The organism is Curtobacterium sp. YC1, from assembly GCF_016267665.1.
In the GTDB taxonomy this organism is placed as follows: Bacteria; Actinomycetota; Actinomycetes; order Actinomycetales; family Microbacteriaceae; genus Curtobacterium.
The window spans coordinates 1,444,920-1,464,684 of record NZ_CP066341.1 but is presented as its reverse complement, the minus strand read 5'-3'; the positions used below and the strand labels follow the sequence as shown (position 1 = coordinate 1,464,684).

15 protein-coding genes are annotated in these 19,765 nt (G+C 73.6%); 7 read left to right on the top strand and 8 right to left on the bottom strand.

The genetic code is table 11. The annotated features are described in order from the left end of the window. Positions 1-14 precede the first annotated feature (14 nt). Positions 15-419: an arsenate reductase ArsC gene (locus I8920_RS06935; RefSeq protein WP_198658393.1), complete on the top strand. Its 405-nt coding sequence runs from the start codon at positions 15-17 to the stop codon at positions 417-419. Here the strand turns inward: I8920_RS06935 and I8920_RS06930 are convergent. Beyond that, entirely contained in the window at positions 397-1,197 is an 801-nt protein-coding gene (locus I8920_RS06930) for an alpha/beta fold hydrolase (RefSeq protein WP_198658392.1), read from the bottom strand. The genes I8920_RS06935 and I8920_RS06930 overlap by 23 nt on opposite strands. Further along, complete coding sequence (locus I8920_RS06925; protein WP_225558954.1) at positions 1,197-1,724, bottom strand: phenolic acid decarboxylase; 528 nt, start codon at positions 1,722-1,724, stop codon at positions 1,197-1,199. Before I8920_RS06925 ends, I8920_RS06930 begins: the two co-directional genes overlap by 1 nt. 63 nt (positions 1,725-1,787) lie before the next feature. On the opposite strand from I8920_RS06925, the gene I8920_RS06920 reads away from it, so the two are divergent. After that, positions 1,788-2,270 carry a MarR family winged helix-turn-helix transcriptional regulator gene (locus I8920_RS06920; RefSeq protein WP_198658391.1) on the top strand — a complete coding sequence of 161 codons (483 nt, stop codon included), beginning with the start codon at positions 1,788-1,790 and terminating at the stop codon, positions 2,268-2,270. A 19-nt stretch (positions 2,271-2,289) separates the two neighbouring features. On the opposite strand, the gene I8920_RS06915 is transcribed toward I8920_RS06920, so the two are convergent. Beyond that, positions 2,290-2,865, bottom strand: a complete 576-nt coding sequence (locus tag I8920_RS06915) for a GrpB family protein (protein ID WP_232832849.1) — start codon at positions 2,863-2,865, stop codon at positions 2,290-2,292. 88 nt (positions 2,866-2,953) lie between these two features. Between I8920_RS06915 and I8920_RS06910 the strand changes: the two genes are divergently transcribed. The 5 genes from I8920_RS06910 (at position 2,954) to I8920_RS06890 (ending at position 6,356) form a co-directional block, all read left to right on the top strand. Beyond that, entirely contained in the window at positions 2,954-3,808 is an 855-nt protein-coding gene (locus tag I8920_RS06910; RefSeq protein ID WP_198658389.1) for an alpha/beta fold hydrolase, read from the top strand. Beyond that, positions 3,801-4,373: a TetR/AcrR family transcriptional regulator gene (locus I8920_RS06905; protein ID WP_198658388.1), complete on the top strand. Its 573-nt coding sequence runs from the start codon at positions 3,801-3,803 to the stop codon at positions 4,371-4,373. The genes I8920_RS06910 and I8920_RS06905 overlap by 8 nt, the downstream gene beginning before the upstream one ends. A 45-nt stretch (positions 4,374-4,418) precedes the next feature. After that, positions 4,419-5,675 carry a VanZ family protein gene (locus I8920_RS16285; RefSeq protein WP_198658387.1) on the top strand — a complete coding sequence of 419 codons (1,257 nt, stop codon included), beginning with the start codon at positions 4,419-4,421 and terminating at the stop codon, positions 5,673-5,675. Positions 5,676-5,704: 29 nt separating this feature from the next. Beyond that, entirely contained in the window at positions 5,705-5,956 is a 252-nt protein-coding gene (locus I8920_RS06895; protein ID WP_198658386.1) for a hypothetical protein, read from the top strand. A 103-nt stretch (positions 5,957-6,059) separates the two neighbouring features. Then, positions 6,060-6,356 (top strand): hypothetical protein, encoded by a 297-nt coding sequence (locus I8920_RS06890; protein ID WP_198658385.1) that lies wholly within the window; start codon positions 6,060-6,062, stop codon positions 6,354-6,356. Positions 6,357-6,361: 5 nt separating this feature from the next. Here the strand turns inward: I8920_RS06890 and I8920_RS06885 are convergent, their stop codons facing one another. Genes I8920_RS06885 through I8920_RS06865 form a run of 5 tightly spaced genes read right to left on the bottom strand, consistent with a single transcriptional unit; the run spans position 6,362 to position 19,740 of the window. After that, positions 6,362-7,192 (bottom strand): 4'-phosphopantetheinyl transferase family protein, encoded by an 831-nt coding sequence (locus I8920_RS06885; protein ID WP_198658384.1) that lies wholly within the window; start codon positions 7,190-7,192, stop codon positions 6,362-6,364. Further along, positions 7,189-7,986, bottom strand: coding sequence for an ABC transporter permease (locus I8920_RS06880; RefSeq protein WP_198658383.1), 798 nt, complete (start codon positions 7,984-7,986; stop codon positions 7,189-7,191). Before I8920_RS06880 ends, I8920_RS06885 begins: the two co-directional genes overlap by 4 nt. After that, a complete protein-coding gene (locus I8920_RS06875; RefSeq protein ID WP_198658382.1) occupies positions 7,983-8,993 on the bottom strand; it encodes an ATP-binding cassette domain-containing protein in 1,011 nt (336 codons plus the stop codon). Before I8920_RS06875 ends, I8920_RS06880 begins: the two co-directional genes overlap by 4 nt. Then, positions 8,990-9,199 carry an MbtH family protein gene (locus I8920_RS06870; protein WP_198658381.1) on the bottom strand — a complete coding sequence of 70 codons (210 nt, stop codon included), beginning with the start codon at positions 9,197-9,199 and terminating at the stop codon, positions 8,990-8,992. The genes I8920_RS06875 and I8920_RS06870 overlap by 4 nt, the downstream gene beginning before the upstream one ends. Beyond that, complete coding sequence (locus I8920_RS06865) at positions 9,196-19,740, bottom strand: non-ribosomal peptide synthetase (protein WP_198658380.1); 10,545 nt, start codon at positions 19,738-19,740, stop codon at positions 9,196-9,198. The genes I8920_RS06870 and I8920_RS06865 overlap by 4 nt, the downstream gene beginning before the upstream one ends. Between the last annotated feature and the right edge of the window lie 25 nt (positions 19,741-19,765).

Here is a 19,765-nt window from a genome sequence, read left to right as displayed (position 1 = left end):
GAAGAGCCCCCACCATGACCACCACCGTCCCCACCGTCCTGTTCGTCTGCGTCCACAACGCCGGTCGCTCGCAGATGGCGGCCGGGTACCTGCAGCACCTGGCCGGCGATCGCGTCGACGTGCGGAGCGCCGGCTCCGAACCCGCCGACCAGCTCAACCCGGTCGTCGTGCAGGCGATGCTCGAGGAGGGCATCGACATCCGGGCCGAGCAGCCCGCCCTGCTCAGCACCGACGCCGTCCGGGCGGCGGACGTCGTCGTCACGATGGGGTGCGGGGACGCCTGCCCGGTCTTCCCGGGCAAGCGCTACGAGGACTGGGAGCTGCGCGACCCCGCCGGCCTGGACCTGGAGGCCGTCCGGCCGATCCGCGACGACGTGCGGGCCCGGGTCGAGGACCTCATCGCGCGGACGGTCCGGTGACCCGCTCGAGCAGCCGTCCGACGAGCTGCTCGCGGAACGGGACCGCCGACCACGCGTGGTCCGCACCCTCGACGGCCGTGAACGACGCCCCGCGCAGGAGCTCGCCGTAGCGCTGTCCGTACGCGACCGGCACGATCTCGTCGGCGGTGCCGTGCAGCACGTCGACCGGCCCGTCGTAGCCGGCGGCCTCGGCGTAGACGTCGAGGCCGTCCTGCACGTCGTCGATGAACACCCGGCCGAGCCGCATCCCACCGAAGTCGAACCAGCCGCGCTCGCGGACCGGGGCCAGGGGCTGTCCCTGGATCGCGTCGTGCACGGTGATGTCGTCCACGACGACGCCGGCCGGCGACCAGAGCGTCAGGGACCGCACCCGCTCCGGCACCCGCGCGGCGGCCATCGCCGACTCGACGGCACCCAGGCTGTGCGCGACGACGTGGACGGCCCCGCCGCGCTCCGAGGCCAGGGCGTCGATCATCGCGGTGACCTGGTCGACCTCGTCCCGGATGGTGATGTCGGCGAAGGTGCCGTCGCTCGTGCCGTGCCCGAGCCGGTGGTACGAGCGCGCCGGCACCCCGACCGCCGCCAGCGCGTCCGCGGCCTGCACGAACAGCTGCCGCGGGCCCGTCGCGGTGTCGCCGAAGCCGTGCACGAACAGCACCGGCGCTGCGTGCGCGTCGGGAGCGGCGGGCCGGAGCTCCCAGCCGCGCAGCGTGCCGCCGCGGCGGTCGAGGTCGACGGCCGTCAGGTCGCGGTGCCGCGGGCGGTCGAGGGCCGCCATCAGTTGCTCCGGTCGGCGAAGCCCGCGGGCAGGTCGCCCGGCGCGGTGTCGACCACGGTCTCGTCGTCCGCGCCGACGTACTCGAACAGGGTGATGTGCGCGAACTCCGGGACGACGTAGATCGGGTAGGTCGGGCCGGCGTCGCGGAACGCCCGCATCCGGTCCAGGTGGTCGTTCTGGAACAGCACGGTCTTGCTGCCGTCCTGCTCCACCCAGTGCGGGAAGAAGATCGTGCCGTGCAGCACGCGCTCCCCCGGCACCACGTTCACGACGACGCTGGTGCCGGTCGGTTCGTTCCACGAGACCTTGTAGACGCCCTCGGTCAGCACCACGAGGTCGACCTGCTGGTCCTTCACCCAGCGCCCGCCGACCATCCCGGAGTGGATGCGGTAGTCGATGGTCGTCGCGTTCTTCACGTACATCTCGTACTGCCAGCCGTTGGCGTACGTGTAGATGAACCGGTGTCCGACGATGCCGGAGAGGTCCTGGGCGGGAACGGGGTGCTCGACTGAGGTGGAGATCGTCATGGTTCCATCCTGCTCCGGAACTGTGTTTGTTGCAAACCTTTCTGCGCTCCCTACACTGAGACGATGCCCAGCCGTGCCGACGCCGCCGACCTCCACGAGATCGCCCGGCGCATCAGCGACCAGATCGGGCCGTTCCGCCGCACGCTGCTCAACGCGTCGCGGCGCGACGGCGAGCTGCCCGAACTGCCGGACGCGCAGATCGAGGTGCTGCGGCGACTCGACGACGGCGGTTGGACCACCCCGACCGCGCTCGGCAGGTCGCTCGGGCTCGCGCGGTCGACGGTCAGCAACCTCGTCACCACCATGGAACGCGGCGGGCTGGTCCAGCGGCGGCTCGCCGTCGGCGACGGCCGGAGCACCGAGATCGCCCTGACGGACCTGGCCGCCGAACGACTGCGCGTGTACGACGCCTCGGCGGAGCGCGTGCTCGTCGCGGCCCTCGAACGGCTCGAACCGGGCGGGGTGGCGGCACTGCGGGCTGCGCTGCCGGTCCTCGGCGAGCTGCGGACGGCGGTCGACGACGAGTCGGGTCGACCGCTCCGCTGACCGCGCGGGACGGCGTGGATCAGCCGTCGCGACGGAGACGGGCGCGCTCCGCGATGGCCGCGATGACGGCGGTCTTCGCGTCGGAGTAGGCGTTCATGTCGTCCCAGCGGCGCGCCATCAGCCGCCGCTTCGTCGCTTCGTACAGGGCACGATCGGCCGCGTCGACCCGCAGGTGGTCGCGCAGCAGCAGGTACGCGTCGATCTCCGGCGCACCTCGGCCGTACACGTGCACGTGCACGTCCCGCTCGGGCGTGCGGACCAGCCGGTGCCCCGGCTCGCGGACACGGAGCTCGTAGCCCGCCGCCAGGAGCGGGTCGAGGTACGTACCCTCGTCGGTGACGTCGGCCACGCCGACGGCGATGTCCACGATGGGTTTCGCGGCCAGGCCGGGGACGGCCGTGGAGCCGATGTGCTCGACGACCGGCGCGGGTGCGCCGGACGCGAGCAGGGCCTCCAGGATGCGCCGCCGGTGCGCACGGAAGACGGCGGCCCACCCGTCGTCGTGCGCGACGAGCCCGACCGTGAGCGGTTCCGGTCCCCCGACGATCTCGACGGCGGTGACGCCCGGGCGGTGGCGGCTGGCGTCCGTGGGCACGGGCACATGATGGCACGACGAGCCCTTGACATCCTGGCTACGACCATTAGCCTGTGAGTTACCAACCGTAGCCGCAAGGGAGACCACCATGCTCGAGCACCTGCACACCGACGGCGGCACGATCGCCGTCGACGTCTCCGGGTCGGGGCCGCTCGTCGTCCTCGCGCACGGCATGGGCGACAGTCGGCATGCATACCGCTTCGTCGTCCCCCGCCTGGTGGCCGCCGGCTACCGCGTCGCGAACACCGACCTCCGCGGGCACGGCGAGTCGAGTGCGCAGTGGTCCGGCTACTCGCGCACCGACATCGCGCGCGACCTGGTCGCGGTCGTCCGCCACCTGGGCGGACCCGCGGTCATCGTCGGCCAGTCGATCAGTGGCGGTGCCGCGACCATCGCCGCGGCGGACGCCCCCGACGTCGTCGCGGGTCTGGTCGAGATCGCCCCCTTCACACGGAAGCAGTCCGTCAGTCTCGGCGGGCTCCTGCGCGACCGACGGCACCGCGCCGCGACGGTGCAGCTCGCGCGGGTGATGACGACCGGGAGCCTGGACGGGTGGCTCGCGTACCTCGACCTGGCGATCCCGTCGAAGCCCGCGGACTGGGCGGAGGAACGCGCGCGCATCGCGACGTCGCTGCGGCGGCCGGAGCGGATGGCGGTCCTCCGCGCGATGACGAGGACCTCCCCGGCCGACGCCGGTGCGCGGTTGGGTGCCGTGCGCTGTCCGGTGCTGGTGGTGGAGGGCGGGGCCGACCCCGACTGGGCCGACCCCCGTGCCGAGGGCGCCCGCGTGGTGGCGGACCTGGCCGAGGGACTCGGCGAGCTCGCGGTCGTCGAGCGCGCCGGCCACTACCCGCACGCCGAGACACCGGACGACGTCGTGGCGGTGCTCCTGCCGTTCCTCGGTCGCGCCCTCGCGACGGCTGTGGACGGCGACCGTGCCTAGGGCCGGCCTCGACCCCGCCGCGGTCACCGAGGCCGCGGCGACCCTGGCGGACGAGATCGGACTCGCGCAGCTGAGCATGAGCGTCGTGGCCGGGCGGCTCGGGGTGAAGGCCCCGTCGCTGTACAAGCACGTGGACGGACTCGCCGACCTCACGCACCGCATCGCCGTGCTCGGTGCGACGGAGCTCGGCGACGCCCTCCGTGAGGCCATGCAGGGCCGGGCCGGTCGGGACGCCCTCGACGCGGCCCTGCGGACGCTCCGCCGGTTCGTGCGTGAGCGTCCGGCGCGGTACGCGGCCGCGGTCGGCGTGCGACCCGACGGAGCGGACGATCCCCTCTCCGTGGCCCTGGACCGCGCGCTGTCGTCGTTCGGGGCAGCGCTGCACGGGTACCCGCTCGCTCCCGACGACCGCGTCCACGCGCTCCGGGTGCTGCGGAGCGTCGTGCACGGCTTCGCGACCACCGAGGCCGCCGGCGGCTTCCGGATGGGCACCGACGTCGAGGCGAGTGCCGCGTGGCTCGTCGAGTTCCTGGACCGGGGGTTCCGCACGACCGCGCGGGACTGAGGCGGTCGCGGCACAGTGGTGCGGTGGCTGGGTACTGTCGGCTGCATGGGTACCGTCCTGCCAGGGGTCGTCGCGTTCGGCATCGGTGTGGTCCTGGCGGTCGCCGCGCTCGTGCCCTGGACGGCCTGGGAGTACCGCCGGCACGGACGGCTCGGCGCCCGGCGGTCCCTCGTGGCGTTCGGCACGCTCGTGTACGCGTTGGCGTTGGTCACCTACACGCTGCTGCCCCTGCCCGACGACGTCGCGACCACGTGCCGGTCGGCATCGACACCGCAGCTGCACCCCCTCGCGTTCCTCGACGACGTAGCGAAGGAGGGCGGGATCAGCGGCCCGCGCTCCCTGCTCGCCAACCCCGCGTCGGCGCAGGTGCTCTTCAACGTGCTGCTGTTCCTGCCGCTCGGCGCGCTGGCCAGACACGCGGTCGCACGGCGCCGGGTCCCTTCGGGCCTGCTCGTCGGGCTGGTGGCCGGGTTCGTCGTCTCGGCCCTGATCGAGACCACGCAGCTCACCGGGGACTGGTTCCTGTACCCGTGCGCGTACCGCCTGTTCGATGTCGACGACCTGCTCGCGAACACCGCGGGTGCCGTCGTCGGGACCCTGCTCGCACCGCTCGTCGGGCTCGTCGCGGGGTCGGACCGTCCGACGGACGCCGAGGTGCCCCGTCCGGTGACCGCCGCGCGCCGCTTCTCGGGGATCCTGTCCGACGTCCTGGTCATCTGGTTGCTGTCCGGCACCCTGAGCGTCGGGATCGCCGTGGTCTGGGGGCTGCTCGGTCGTCCGTCCGGCGACCCGGTGCTGGGCGCCCTGCTGTGGGCGAGCTCCCTCGTCGCACCCGTCGTGCAGCTCGTCGTCGTGTCGGCCTCGGGGCGCACCGTCGGCGAACTGGTCGTGCGGCTGCGGCCCGCACCCTCGCCGGACACCGGGCGACGGGTGATCCGGTGGGCCCTCGGTTCCGGCGGCTGGGCAACCCTGCTGGCGGTCGACGTGCCGTTGGCCGGTCTGGCGGCGTTCGTGCTGGCGGCGACGTCGGTGATCGCCGTGTGGGCGAGCCGTGGACACCGTGGATTCGCCCTCGTGGTGATCGGGGCCGAGATCGAGGACGACCGAGTGGGTGGGGTCGGCGAGGTCGACGGGGTCGACGGGGTCGACCGGGGCGGAGTCGAACGGGGCGGAGTCGACCGGCTCGGCAGGATCGACCGGGCCGACCCGGTCGATCGGGTCGATCCGGCGGGCGGCGAGGGCGAATCTGCGGGGCGCGACGACGCTCGGCCTGGTCCCGGGCGTCCGGGTGGGCGGCCGTGACAGGCGAGCGGCGGCGGCCGGCGAGCAGCGTGAAGCCGCTCGCGGTGGGCGCGTTCATCCTCGCGTTCCTCCTGCCGCCGGCAGGTGCAGGTCTCGGGGTCATCGCGCTCGTCCTCGCGGGCACGCAGGACCGGGAGCACGACCACGGATCTCCGTTCGCGATCGCTGCGGTCCTCGTCGGCTCGGTCGTCAGCGTGGGCGTGCTCGCGGCGCTGGTGGTCGGGTTCGGGGTCGTCGCCGCTCCCGCTGCTGCTGCTGGCGCTGGCGCTGGCGCTGGGTAGCCTGTTCGGCGGGTGGCGCGCCGAACGGCATCGGAGATCGTGCCCTCCTGACGTCGAGCGCCCTACGATCGTGTCGACGTGACGTCGATCGAGGGGGACCACCATGACCGGACTCGCTGACTGGGAGACCGAGGGCGCTCGAGCGCGCCCGGCGACACCGAGCGACCACGTGCCCGTGCCGGCGTCGCTCCGTGCCGTCACCTGGACCGGCGTGCTGCTGCTCGTCGCCGCGGTGTTCGTCTTCGTGTCCGCGGCGACGCTCGGGCTGCGTCAGGACGAGTCCGGGACGGACCTGCTGGTCCGCACCGCGGTCCTCGTGGTGATCGGTGTCGGGGCTGCCGTGGTCGGTGCGGTGGCACTGCTGCTGCGGGTGGTGGCCGGGGTCGTCGTCCGGCGCTGAGGAGCTCAGACCTGAGCGGGTGCGCTGACCGGCTGCTCCGCACCGTCGTCCGAGCCGTGCGCGCGCAGGAGCGCACCGGAGACCGTGTCGGGCCCGTGCCCGCTCATCCTCCAGGTCCGGATCGCGGTCGGCTCGGCCGCCGCGACGGAAGCCGCCGCTCGCGCACCGGCGTCCACGCCGGTGGTCCAGGCCCGCGCCAACCCGGGGTCGTCAGACTGCACCACCGGACGCCACCCGTCGCGACCACCTGCCGTGGTGACGCGTGCGGACGCGGTGGTGGCGACCCGGAACCCAGCCGGTTCGCTGCGCAGGCCGACCCCGACCGACTTGAGCAGTGCCTCCTTGGCGGTCCAGGTCTGGACCCTCCGGACGAGTCCGGCACGGCCGGACGGTACCGTCTGCCGTTCCGCCGGGTGCAGGGCGTAGTCGTCGAAGCCGGGCCACAGGCGCTCCGGGTACTCCTCGACGTCCACGCCGACCCGGGCCGCGTCGCCGGCGACGGCGGCGAGGACCAGGCGGCCGGACGACGAGGTGGAGGCGGAGAGCTCCGCGAGGCGCGGGCGGCCGTGCGGCGCTCCGCAGCGGTCGCAGGTGCGATCGACGCGGAGCGACGGCGCGTCGGACACCGGGCGCCCCTGCACGGCGCAGGTCAGGAGCCGGAGCGCGAGTCGGCCGGCGAGCGTCCGACGACGGTCGGACTCCGCGCGCTTGCTGGCTGCAGCGGCGCGGTCGGCCGCGTCGACGAGCGCCGAGGCACCGGCGCCGTCGGTCCGTCCGAGCAGGCGGTCGCCCGTGTCGAGCACGTCGTCCACGGAGGCCAGCAGGAGGTGGATCACCGCTTGCTGATCCGCCGGTACTGCACGACGGCGATGGGCGCGAAGACGGCGATGATCGCGACGCAGCACAGCGTGGCGTAGAGCAGCGCGTTGTCGGCGGGCCACCCGTGGCCGACGGCGAAGCCGGACGGCGGTTCGTTCCCGAAGCCGCGACGCACCGCGGTCGCCACCGCGGTGACCGGGTTCCACTCGGCGACCACGCGCAGCGGCCCCGGGAGCATGTCGGCGGAGACGAACGCGCCGGAGACGAAGCAGACGGGGAAGAGCCACAGGAGGCCCAGGCTCTGCGCGACCTCGACGCTGCGGGCGGTCAGCGCGATGAACGCGCCGATCCACGACGTCGCGAAGGCGAAGAGGAGCAGCAGCCCGCAGGTGAGCACCACTGACCCGAGGTCGGCGTGCACCCGCCACCCGATCGCGAGACCGCAGGCGATCACGACGACGATCGAGATGGTGTTCGTCAGCAGGTCGGAGGTCGTGCGACCGAGGATCACGCCGACGCGTGACATCGGGAGTGCCCGGAACCGGTCGATCAGCCCTGTCTGCAGGTCCTTCGCCAGGTACACCGCGGTGAACGACGAGTTGAAGGTCAGGGTCTGTGCGAGGACACCGCCGATGAGGAACTCGCGGTAGTCGTCGCCCCCGAGCGCGTCGGCGAAGACGAACCCGAGGATGAGCACGAAGATGACGGGCTGGGCGACCCCGGTCACCAGGGCGCCGGGCGTCCGGCGGACCCCGAGCATGTTCCGGCGCGCGATGACGCGGCCGTCGCGGAGGACGCTCGCGACACTCATCGGCGCACCTCCCCTGACCCGCCGGCCGTCACCGGTTCCCGCTCGGGCGAGGCCGACTGGTCGGTGGTCGTCTCCGTCGCGGGCGCCGTGCCGGTCAGCTGGAGGAAGACCTCGTCGAGCGTCGGCTGCCGGAGGGCCGCCTCCGTCGTCTCCAGCCCGACGGCGTGGAGTGCGCCGACGACCTCGACGAGGTCCCGGCTCCCGCCGCTCGCGCCGACGGTGAGGCGACCGGCGCGCCGGTCGACGGTCGCGCCGTGGCCTGCTCGACGGACGGCGTCGACCGCCAGGTCCACGTCGCTGCCCGGTGCGAGCAGGATGTCCACGCGCGCCCCACCGGTCTGGGTCTTGAGTTCTGCGGCGGTGCCTTCAGCGATGATGCGTCCTCCGTCGATGACCGCGATCGAGTCGGCGAGCTGGTCGGCCTCCTCGAGGTACTGGGTGGTGAGGAGCACGGTCGTCCCGCCCGAGGCGAGTGACTCGATCGCGTCCCAGGTGTCCCGGCGTCCGCGGGGGTCGAGCCCGGTGGTGGGTTCGTCGAGGATGACGACCGGCGGCCGGGCGACGATCGCGCCGGCGAGGTCGAGGCGTCGACGCATGCCGCCCGAGTACGCGCCGGCTCGCTTGTCGTCGGGGACGTCGTCGAGGCGGAAGTCCCGGAGCAGCTCGCGAGCCCGTGCCTTCGCGTCCTTCCGGCGCATGCCGTAGAGCTCACCGACCATCGTCAGGTTCTCGAACCCGGTGAGCTTCTCGTCGACCGCCGCGTACTGGCCGGACACCCCGAGGCGCTGTCGCACGGCGTGTCCCTCGGTGAGCACCGATCGTCCGGCGACGAACGCGTCCCCGGAGTCGGGCTGCAGCAGGGTCGTCAGGACGCGCACGGTCGTGGTCTTCCCGGCTCCGTTCGGCCCGAGGAGCCCCTGGACCGTCCCCTCGGGCACCTCGAGCTCGACGCCGTCGAGCGCCTGGTGGTTCCCGAAGCGCTTCGTGATCCCTCGGACGGAGATCACGAGGCCACGCGGTGACTCTCGACGGACGGTGTGATGTCGTGCCAGTGCTCCGACACGTAGTCGGTGCAGTCCGCCTTGACGGCGGGACCGAAGACCGCGACCCAGCCTCGGGGGACGTCGGCGAACTCCGGCCAGAGCGAGTGCTGTCCTGCTTCGTTCACCAGCACCCGGAAGGTGCCGTCCTGATCGTCGAACGGGTTCGTCACGGTCGATCCTCCTCTGTGTCGGCGACGGTTGTCGTCTCACCAGGGTCTTCGGAGCCGGCGCCGGATCGGTTCGATCCGAGCGGGTCGGTCCCCCGCCCCGCCGTCCGCTCGGGCGCTGCCAGGAACTCGTCGAGCAGCGGTGCGATGTCGTCCATCGCCCGGTCGGCGAGCATGTCCTGGTGCCGGACCCCGACGGGGCTCGACGTCACCCGCCCGGTCACGAACCGCGCCCACGCCTCCGGGGCGGGTCGGTCCGCCGGCACGTCCTCGGTCGCGGCGAACACGTGGAGGTCGCCGTCGACGACGGGGACCGGCGCCTCGTCCAGGAGCTCGCCGAGCCGACGGAACCGGCGGACCATGCGGTCGACCACGTGGCCCGGCACGTCGGCGAGCGGGTTCCCCGCCTCGGCGAGCAGCGCGAGCACGCGGTCACCGTCGAGGTCGTCCGTCGGGGGCGTCACCCCGTTCGCGTCGAGGAACCCACGCCACATGGCGTCGGCGTCCGCGACGCCGGCGAGTGCCGGTGCCTCGGTCGGGTAGGCGTCGAGGACCGCGAGGAGCGCCACCTCGTCGCCCTCCTCCTGCAGCCGGGCCGCGATGTGGTGCGCGAGTCGCCCACCGAACGAGTACCCCACGAGCAGGTACGGTCCGTGCGGCTGTTCACCGCGGATGGCGGTGACGTACTCGGTGAGCAGCTCCGCGAACGATCCGGCCGTCGGGGGTTCGGGCTGGTCCGGCGCGATGCCCGGCATCTGGACGCCGAGGATCGGTCGGGTCGTGGCCAGACGCGAGACGAACGACGAGAACTTCCACGCGACGCCGCTCGCGGGGTGCACCGCGAACACCGGGGTGCCGTGCCCGGTCGGGCGCAGGGGCAGGATCGTCCGGAGTGACTCGGCGACGTCCGCCTCGCCGGACTCGACGAGGGCGGCGAGTCCGGCGACGGTCGGCGCCTGGAAGAGCGCCTGCACCGGCAGGTCCGCGCCGAGCGCGTCGTTGATCGCCAGGATCGTCGGCTGTGCGACGAACGAGTGCCCTCCGAGTGCGAAGAACGAGTCGTCGGCTCGGACGTCGTCGACGCCGAGCGTCGCGGAGAACGCCGCGGCCACGGCGCGTTCCGCCGGTCCGTTCGGAGCCGCGCCGGTCCCCCCGCCGAGCCGGAGCTCGGGGAGCGCCCGCACGTCGACCTTGCCGTTCGGCGTGAGCGGGACCGCGTCGATCGGCGCGATCCCCGCGGGCACCATGTAGTCGGGGACGCGGGAGCGGACGCGGTCGGACAGGGCACCGAGGAAGGTGTCGGTGGCGGGGACGTCGGTCACGACCCACGCGCCGAGCTCGGTGCCGCGAGGGGTGTCGACCGGGCGGACCACGGCCTGGGCGACACCGTCGGCGTCGCGGAGCAGCGCCTCGACCTCGCCCGGCTCCACCCGGTGACCACGGATCTTCACCTGCCCGTCGCTGCGTCCCAACGAGGTGACGGCGGGGCGGTCGTCCCCGTCGGCGTCCCGTCGCACGACGAGGTCGCCCGTCCGGTACATCCGCGAGCCGTCCGCTGCGAAGGGGTCCGCGACGAAGCGGTCGGCCGTCGCACCCGCGCGGCCGAGGTACCCGTGGGCGAGCTGCGCACCGGCGAGCCACAGCTCGCCGACGCTGCCGACCGGGGTCGGGCGGAGGCGGGCGTCGAGGACGTAGCCGACGGTGGAGACCGTCGTCGCGCCGAGCTGCGGGGTGGTGCTGTCCGCGACCCGGGCGACCATCGAGTCGACACCGACCTCGGTCGGTCCGTAGAGGTTCCAGGCCTCGACCGCAGGACGGTCGCGCAGCCACGTCCACAGCCCCGCGTCGAGCGGTTCCCCGCCGAGCAGCAGGACGAACGGGTCGGCCGTGTCCCGGCTATCGAACAGCGTTCCGAGGTCCGTCTGACCGGCGAGTGCGGTGACGTAGCTCGGCGTGGTCTCCCAGGCGTCGATCGCCCGGTCGGCGAGGAACGTCACCAGCGCCCGGGGGTCGCGCCGGGTGGCATCGTCGACGACGTGCACCTCGTGACCGGCGGCGAGCCAGACCACGGGGTCCATCGCCGCGTCGAACCCGACACCGGTGGTGTGCGCGAGGCGCACGCGTCGGTCCGCGGGGTCCGGCAGCAGCGTCGCGCGGTGGCTCGACAGGAGCGCGGCCAGCGCGCGGTGCGGCACCTGGACGGCCTTCGGTTCGCCCGTCGTGCCGGACGTGAACACCAGGTAGGCGGGGTCGTCGGCAGCCGGCGCCGCCGGCTCGCGTCGCTCTGCCGCCACGGGAGACGACGCGTCGTTGCCGTCGCCGTGGCGGTCGCCGTCGCCGTCGCCGTCGATCCGGAGCATCCGGTGCGACGGCACGCCCGCATCGGACGCGGCGAGGGTCGCCACGTCGACGGCGGTCGCGTCCGCGTCGGCTGCGCCGTCCTGGAGGCCGTGGTGCAGCACCAGGGCGACGGCGGCGGTCCGGAGCATGGTCGCGATCCGGTCGCGTGGCAGCTCCACGTCGACCGGCGCGGCCACCCCACCGGCTCGCCACACCGCGAGCAGAGCGGCGACGGTGTCGACGCCGCGGTGCAGCGGCAGCGCGACGCCCTCGCCTCGTCGGAGGCCTGCGGCCGTCATCCTCGCAACGAGCCCGTCGACGCGGGCATCGAGCTCCGCCGTGGTCAGGGAGTGGCTCCCCGAGACGATCGCGGGGGTGTCCGGGCGGGCCGCGACCGACGCGGCGAACGCCTCGAGCAGGGATTCCTGCCCGTCGGTGGCGGTCGCCGGCCAGGCGGCGAGCCGTCCGGCGGCGGGGTCGATGGGGACGTCGAGCAGGGGCAGTCGCGGGGCGGCGGACGCTCCCGCCAGGAACGCGGTCCACCGGTCGACGAACCCCTGCGCTGCGGCGTCGCTGAACATCGACGCGTCGTACTCCAGGACGCCGTCGACGACACCGGAGGGGCGCGGGCGGAGGGTGAACGACAGGTCGACCTTCGCCGAACCGGTGGTGTCCGGTTCGATCCGCTCGGTCGTGACGCCGGGCAGGGCGATCGCCACCCCGCTGTCCTCCTCGACGGAGAGCATGGTCTGGAACAGCGGGTGGCGTCCGAGTCGACGTTCCGGGGCCATCGCCTCGACGATGCGCTCGAACGGCACCGACTCGTGCTCGATCGCGCGCAGGGTCGCCGCCCGTGCTCGTTCGATGGTCTCGACCAGGTGCGGTGCGTCCGCCATCTCGATGCGCAGCGGCAGGGTGTTCACGAAGAAGCCCACGAGTTCCGCCGTGTCCGGGTCGGAGCGCCCGGCCGACGGCGATCCGATCACGACGTCGTCGCCGGCGCCGATGCGGTGCAGGTAGCCCGCGAGTGCGGCGAGCCAGGCATGGAACCCGCTGGCCTGCGCCTGCCCGGCGGCGGCGTGCAGTGCGGACACGACGTCCTCGGGCACGGTGAACCGCAGCTGGCGGGCAGCACGGGTGACCGACTCCGGACGCCGTCCGTCCGCGGGCAGGTCGAGCTCGTCCGGGATGCCGGCGAGCTGCTCGACCCACGCCGAGAGCGATGCGTCGTGCCGGCCGCCGTCGGCGTCCAGGAGCGCGCGCTGCATCCGCGCGAAGTCGGCGTACTGCACCTCGAGTGGACGCTGCGCGCGAGCGGTGCTCCCGGTCCGGGCGGCGTAGGCGGTGGCGATGTCCCGCGCGAGCGGAGCGAGGGACGCACCGTCGGTGGCGATGTGGTGGATGAGCAGGTCGAGGCGCCACCGCTGCTCCCCCGTCGCGACGAGTCCGGCACGGACCGGCAGGTCGACCGTCAGGTCGAAACCGACCGACGTGTCGACGGCGTCGCCGGTGACGATCCCGGGCGTCGCGTCGTGGACGCGCTGCGTCGGCCGACCGTCGACCTCCGGGTAGGTCGTGCGGAGGACCTCGTGACGCTCGACGACGTCGTCGACGGCGCCCGCGAACGCGTCGGCGTCCAGGTCGCCCTGGAAGGTCGCCTGCAGCAGCACGGAGTAGTCGGTGGAGGCGGGGTCGAGCCGGTTGAGGAACCACAGCCGCGCCTGGTTCGGTGACAGCGGCAGCTGCTCGCCGTCGCGTCGCGGGTTCGCCGCCGCCCACGCACGGAGCGCCGGCGCATCGTGCCGCTCCTCCTGCGGCGTGGTGCTCCCCGCGGAACCGACCGCCGCCAGGAGGCCGGCCGGGGTGGGGGCGTCGAAGATGCTCCGGAGCGGCAGGGTGGCTCCGAGTTCGTCCCGGATCCGTCCCATGAGTCCGACCGCCAGGAGCGAGTGGCCGCCGAGCGCGAAGAAGTCGTCCTGCATGCCGACGTCGTGCACACCGAGCACGTCGCCGAAGACACGGCTGATCGTCCGCTCGTCCTCGGTCACGGGCCGGTCGCCTCCACCGGTCGACGAGGGCTCGGGCAGTGCGGCGGTGTCGAGCTTGCCGTTCGGCGTCAACGGGATGGAGTCCACGACCGCGATGGCCGTGGGCACCATGTAGTCGGGCAGGTCGGCCGCCACGGACCGTCGGACGGCCTGCTCGTCGACCGTCCCGACGACCCACGCCACGAGGCGTGCGGTGTCCGGACCGGCGGGCGCGACGATGCGCGCCACGGCGGCCTCGACGCCGTCGATCCGCTCCAGCGCCCGGGCGACGTCGGCCAGCTCGATCCGGTACCCCCGGAGCTTGACCTGGTCGTCGTCGCGGCGCAGGAACTCGAGCTCCCCGGTGGCGCGACGGCGGACGACGTCCCCGGTCCGGTACATGCGGGTCCCGTCACCCTGCGGGTCGGCGACGAAGCGTCCGGCCGTCTCTGCGGGTCGTCCGCGGTAGCCGTGCGCGAGGGAACCGCCCGACAGGTAGAGCTCTCCCTCGACCCCGGGCGGGACCGGCTGCAGGAAGTCGTCCAGGACCCGGGCCGTGACGTTGGCGATCGGCCAGCCGATGGTCACCTCCCCCGGTTCGATCCGGGCGACGACGGCGTCGACCGTGCTCTCGCTCGGCCCGTACAGGTTCCAACCGTCGATGTGGTCGGCCTCGGCGATCTGGTCCCACAGGTCGGGCGGCACCGCTTCGCCGCCCACCGCGACGGTCAGGTGGCCCTCGTGCTCCGCCACGGCGTCGAGGAGTCCCACCGCGGCGAGCTGCCGGGCGTACGACGGTGTGGTCTCGATGACGTCGATGCCGTGCCCGACGACGGTGCGGACGACGGCCTCGGCGTTGGTCCGGGTGGCGTCGTCGGCCACCTCGAGCGTCGTCCCCGCGACGAGCCACAGGATCGGGTCCCACGCCGCGTCGAACCCGAGCCCGGACAGGTGCAGCATCCGCGGGGTGCGTCCTCCGACGCGGTCGCGGACCGGCCGGATCATGGCGTCCTCGTGCTGCGCGAGCACGTTGGCGAGCGACCCGTGGGACACCTGCACGCCCTTCGGCGTCCCGGTGGTGCCGGACGTGTAGACGAGGTACGCCACGTCCTCCGGCTCCGGGGCGACGGGCCGCGTGCCGAGGCCGGTCGCGCCGACGAGGTCCGCCGGCGGGACGACCTGCACGGACACGCCCGCCGTGGCGGCGACCGTGCGAGCGCGTTCCGCGTCGTCCGTGACGACGACGGACGGCTCCGCCCCCGCGAAGATCTGACCGACACGCGTGTCCGGGTAGGCGACGTCGACCGGCACCGCGACGGCGCCGGCCCGGAGGACCCCGAGCACGACCGTGATGGCGTCCGCACTGCGCGGGAGGGCGACGGCGACGCGGTCACCCCGGCCGACGCCGAGCGTCGACAGGCCGGTCGCGACGGCCGTGGTCCGCGCTGCGAGCTCGGCGAAGGACGTCGTGCCGGCGGTGTCGACGAGCGCGTCGGCGTCGGGGGTGCGGGCGACCGTGGCGTCGAGGCGGTCGAGGACGGTCCCCGTCACGTCGACGGTCCGCCCCCGCGCCTGCCGGTCGAGGGCGAGGGCGGTCTCGGCGTCCACGTTCGGGATGTCGGACAGGCGACGCAGCGGGTCGGCGACGAACGCCGCGAGCACGCGGTCGAGGGCGTCGCGCAGGCGCTCGACGGTGGGTCCGTCGAACAGCGTCGCGTCGTACCCGAACGTCACGAGGAGTGCGCCGTCCTCGCCGTCCGGGCTCGTCACGTCGAGGAGCAGGTCGGTCTTCACCCCGGCGCTGGTCGACTGGGCGGGCAGCGACACGGCGACGTCGCCGAGGTCGAGGGATGCCGGCTCGGTGTTCTGCAACGTCAGCATCACCTGGAACACCGGGTGCCGACCGACGGAGCGGGGCGGCCGGAGCGCGTCGACGACCGCGTCGAACGGTGCGTCCTGGTGCGCGTACGCCGCGGAGTTGGCGGACCGCACCCGTTCGAGCAGGTCCTCGATGCTCGGGTCGCCGACGAGCGAGGTCCGGAGCGCGACCGTGTTGACGAAGAAGCCGACGAGTTCGTCGAGCTGCGGGTCCGTCCGGCCGGCGACCGGCGTCCCGACGACGATGTCCTCACCCGCGCCGTGCTGCTGGAGGGTGGCGGCCACGGCCGCGTGCAGCACGATGAAGAGGCTGGTCCGGTGGTCGGCGGCGAACCGGCGGAGCTCCTCGTGCCGTGCGGTGTCGAGGGTCAGCGCCACCTCGCCGACGGCCTGCCGGGCACCTCGGTCGTCGATCGAGCGGGCACGGTCGCGGGGCAGTGCGATCTCGTCGGGTGCACCCACGAGGGTGGTGCGCCAGAACGCCAACTGCTCGGCGAGCTCGCTCGAGGGGTCGTCGGCGTCACCGAGCTGTTCCCGCTGCCACAGCGTGAAGTCGGCGTAGTCCACCGGCAGCGGCTGCCATCCCGGCTCGGTCCCGCTGACACGGGCGGCGTAGGCCGTCCCGAGGTCGCGGGCGAACGGTGCCAGGGACCACCCGTCCGAGGCTATGTGGTGCATCGTCGCGACCAGGACGTGACGGTCGTCGTCGATGCGCAGGAGCACCGCGCGGAGGGGTGTCTGGGTCGTCACGTCGAACGGACGGGTCGCCTCGTCGCGGACGACGTCGTCGACCCGGTCCTCGGGCACCGTGACCGTCAGGAACGGGGGTTCCGCGGCCGCGCCCTCGAGGACCTGCTGCAGCGGTTCGTCGCCCGCGAGCGGCACGATGGTCCGCAGGGGCTCGTGCCGCATCGCGACGTCCACGAACGCAGCGCGCAGCGCCTCGACGACGAGCGGGCCGTCGAGACGGAGCACCACGGGGATGTTGTAGGCGGCGGAGTCCGGCTCCAGGCGGTTCAGGAACCACAGCCGGCGCTGCGTGAGCGACAGCGGCACCTCGTCCGGACGCGTGGTCCGTGCCAGCCGGGACTCGCGGCCGGTCGGCGAGCCGCTGCCGCCGGCGAGGGCGGCCACGGACGGCCGTTCGAAGACGTCCCGCACGGTGATCGTCCGGTCGAGCCGTTCGGACAGGCGCGCTGCGAGCCGGGTGGCGAGCAGGGAGTGCCCGCCGGCGGCGAAGAAGTCGTCCTCGACCCCGATCACGGGCACGTCCAGGACCTCGGCGAACACGTCGGCGACGATGCGCTCGGTCTCGTTGCGCGGCGGCAGCACCGTGCCGGTCGTCGACTGCTCGGGGGCCGGCAGCGCACGACGGTCCAGCTTGCCGTTCGGGGTCATCGGCATCTCGCGCAGGGCGACGACGACCGAGGGCACCATGTAGTCGGGCACCTCGGAGCGCATGCCGTCCCGGACGGCCGCGGGGAGGCCCCCGAGGTCGCCGTCGGAGGAGACGTACCCGATGATGCGGCTGGCCGGCCCCTCGCCCGAGACGACGGCCGCGGCGACGGCCACGCCGGGCTGGCGGGCCATCGCGGCCTCGACCTCGGCGAGCTCGACGCGGTAGCCGCGGATCTTGACCTGGTCGTCGATGCGGCCGACGAAGCGCAGGGACCCGTCACGCCGACGACGGACGACGTCCCCGGTGCGGTACATGCGGGAACCGTCGGCGGAGAACGGGTCGGCGACGAAGCGCTCGGCGCTCAGCCCGGGCTGCCCGACGTAGCCCTGTGCGACGTTCGTGCCGGCCAGGTAGAGCTCACCCACGGCCCGGTCGGGTACCGGGGTGAGGCTGGCGTCGAGGATGTAGTGGCGCGTGTTGCGGACCGACGAGCCGATGTGCGGCGCGCGTCCCGGCTCCAGCACCGCGGTGAGGCTGTCGACGGTGGCCTCGGTGGGCCCGTACAGGTTGACGGCGTGCACGTCGTCGCGGTGGGCGAGCGCGTCCCACAGCGCCGGGCCGACCGCTTCGCCGCCGACGGCGATCTCGGTGGGGTGGACGTCAGTGTCGAGCATGCCCGCTGCGAGCAGCGCCTCGGCGAACGAGGGGGTGGTCTCGACCGCGTCGATCCGGTGCCGCACGAAGTACTCGACGAGGCGCTCCGGGTCGCGCCGGACGTCGTCGGCGACGATGTGCAGTTCGTGGCCGGCGAAGAGCCAGAGCAGCGGGTCCCACGCGGCGTCGAACGACAGCCCGGCCGTGTGCGCCACGCGCAACGGCCGACCGAGTCGTGCCTGTGCCGGGTCGAACATCTCGGCGCGGTGGTGCTGGAACAGGTTCCGCAAGGCCGTGCGGTCCACGCCGACGCCCTTCGGCCGTCCGGTGCTGCCGGAGGTGAAGACGATGTACGCGAGGGCGTCCGGGGCCGTCTGCGGCAGTGCGCTCGGGTCGTCCGTCCGGCGGTGCCACACCGCCGTGTCGGCGTCGACGGGGAGCGAGGGCACCTGCCAGGGCGCACCCGCGGCGCGGTCACGGGCGAGCTGGGCGCTGCTCGTCAGGAGCATCGTCGGGGTCGAGTCCTCGATCATCCCGGCGACGCGGTCCGTGGGGTACTCGGGATCGAGGGGGACGTACACGGCGCCCGCCCGCAGCACGGCGAGGACGAGCATCGGCAGCATGACGCTGCGCTCGATGCGGACCGCGACCCGGCTACCGGGGACGACGCCCTCGCGGATCAGGTGGTGTGCGAGGCGTGTGGCGTCGGCGTCGAGCGCCGCGAACGTCCTCGTGCCGTCGTCGGCGACCACGGCGAGGTCGTCCGGGCGTCGACGGGCGACGTCGGCGAAGGCCTCGAGCACCAGTTCCGGATCGAGGGTGACGGTGTCGCCGGCTCCCTGTTCGAGGAGTGCCGCGACCTCGTCCTCGTGCACCACCGCGGCGTCCGTGACGGTGAGCCCCTCGGGGCCGTCGACCACGCGGTCGATGAACGCGAGCAACCGGTCGGCGTGCTCGGTGAGGCTCGCCGTCGTGTGCAGCGCAGCGTCCCCCTCGAGCTGCAGCGTCGCGGCGGCGGCGTCGCTCGACAGGCCGGACAGCACGATGGACAGGTCGTGGACCGGTCCGGTCGACAGGATCTCGACCGCGCCGACGGCGTCACCGAACCGGATCTCGTCGATGACGGGCAGCAGGTTGACCGACGGTCCGGCGTGGCGGGGCGCGCCGTCGAGGGACTCGACGCGGAAGCGCTGGTGCGCGACGGCACCGCGGACGACGTCGCCGGCGTGCGCGACGACGTCCGAGACCTCGGCGTTCGCGGGCACGTCGATCCGGAGCGGGAGGATGTTCGAGAGCATCGAGGGCGTGGTCTTCGCCACCTTGCCGCGGCGTGCGGTGACCGGCAGGCCGAGCGAGACCCGCTCCTCGCCCGTGATCTTCGACATGTACAGGGCGACGATCGCGACGACCGTCTTGGGGAGGTCGCGGCCGAGCGCCGTCAGTCGCGCGGTGCGCGCGTCGTCGAGGGGCACGGCCACCCGGACGACCGAGCTCGCGGCCGTCGCGGCGGTCCCCTCGAGTCCGGCCACGGTCGCGTCGTCGTCCAGCGCGTCGCGCCAGTGGGCCTCGTCGGCGTCGCGCTGGTCGGACGCCTCGTACTCGGCGATGTCACGGTGGAGGTCGTCGAGCCCGGGGAGCGGCGACGACACGCGCGCGGCGAGGTGCGCGAGGGGCTTCGCGGTGACGTCCAGCAGCCGCCCCGAGGGCGCGTGCCGCGACAACCGCGTGTAGACCTCGGCCATGTACCGCAGCGCGATGACCGCGGAGTACCCGTCGAGCAGCACGTGGTGCACGCGCAGGAAGAGCAGCGAACGGGTGTCCGTGACCTGGAACAGGACCGCGCCGAACAGGTCGTCGCCCTGCACGTCCCGCGGCGTCCCCATCTCGCGGTCCATGGACGCCAGCGCCTCGGCACGAGCCGCGGCCGGGTCGAGGTGCCGCAGGTCGACGACCTGCATGACCTCGTCGGTCGGGCTCGGACGTTCGATGATCCCGTACGGGCCCTCGGCGTCCGACCGGATGCGTGTCGAGAGCGCATCGAGGTCGGCCACCGACTTGGTGAGCGCGATCCGCGCGAGCCGCTGGTCGAGCTCGCCGTGGAGGTCCAGGTACTGCCCGATCTGGTAGGTCGGGTTCGACGGGTCGAGCTGCTGGGCGTACCAGATCCCCCGTTGTGCGGAGGTCAGCGGGACGCGGACGGGCGCCCCGTGCTCGTTGCGGTCGTCCTGGTGGTGCTTGCTCGTCACGGAGAGGCTCTTCCTGTCGGGTCGC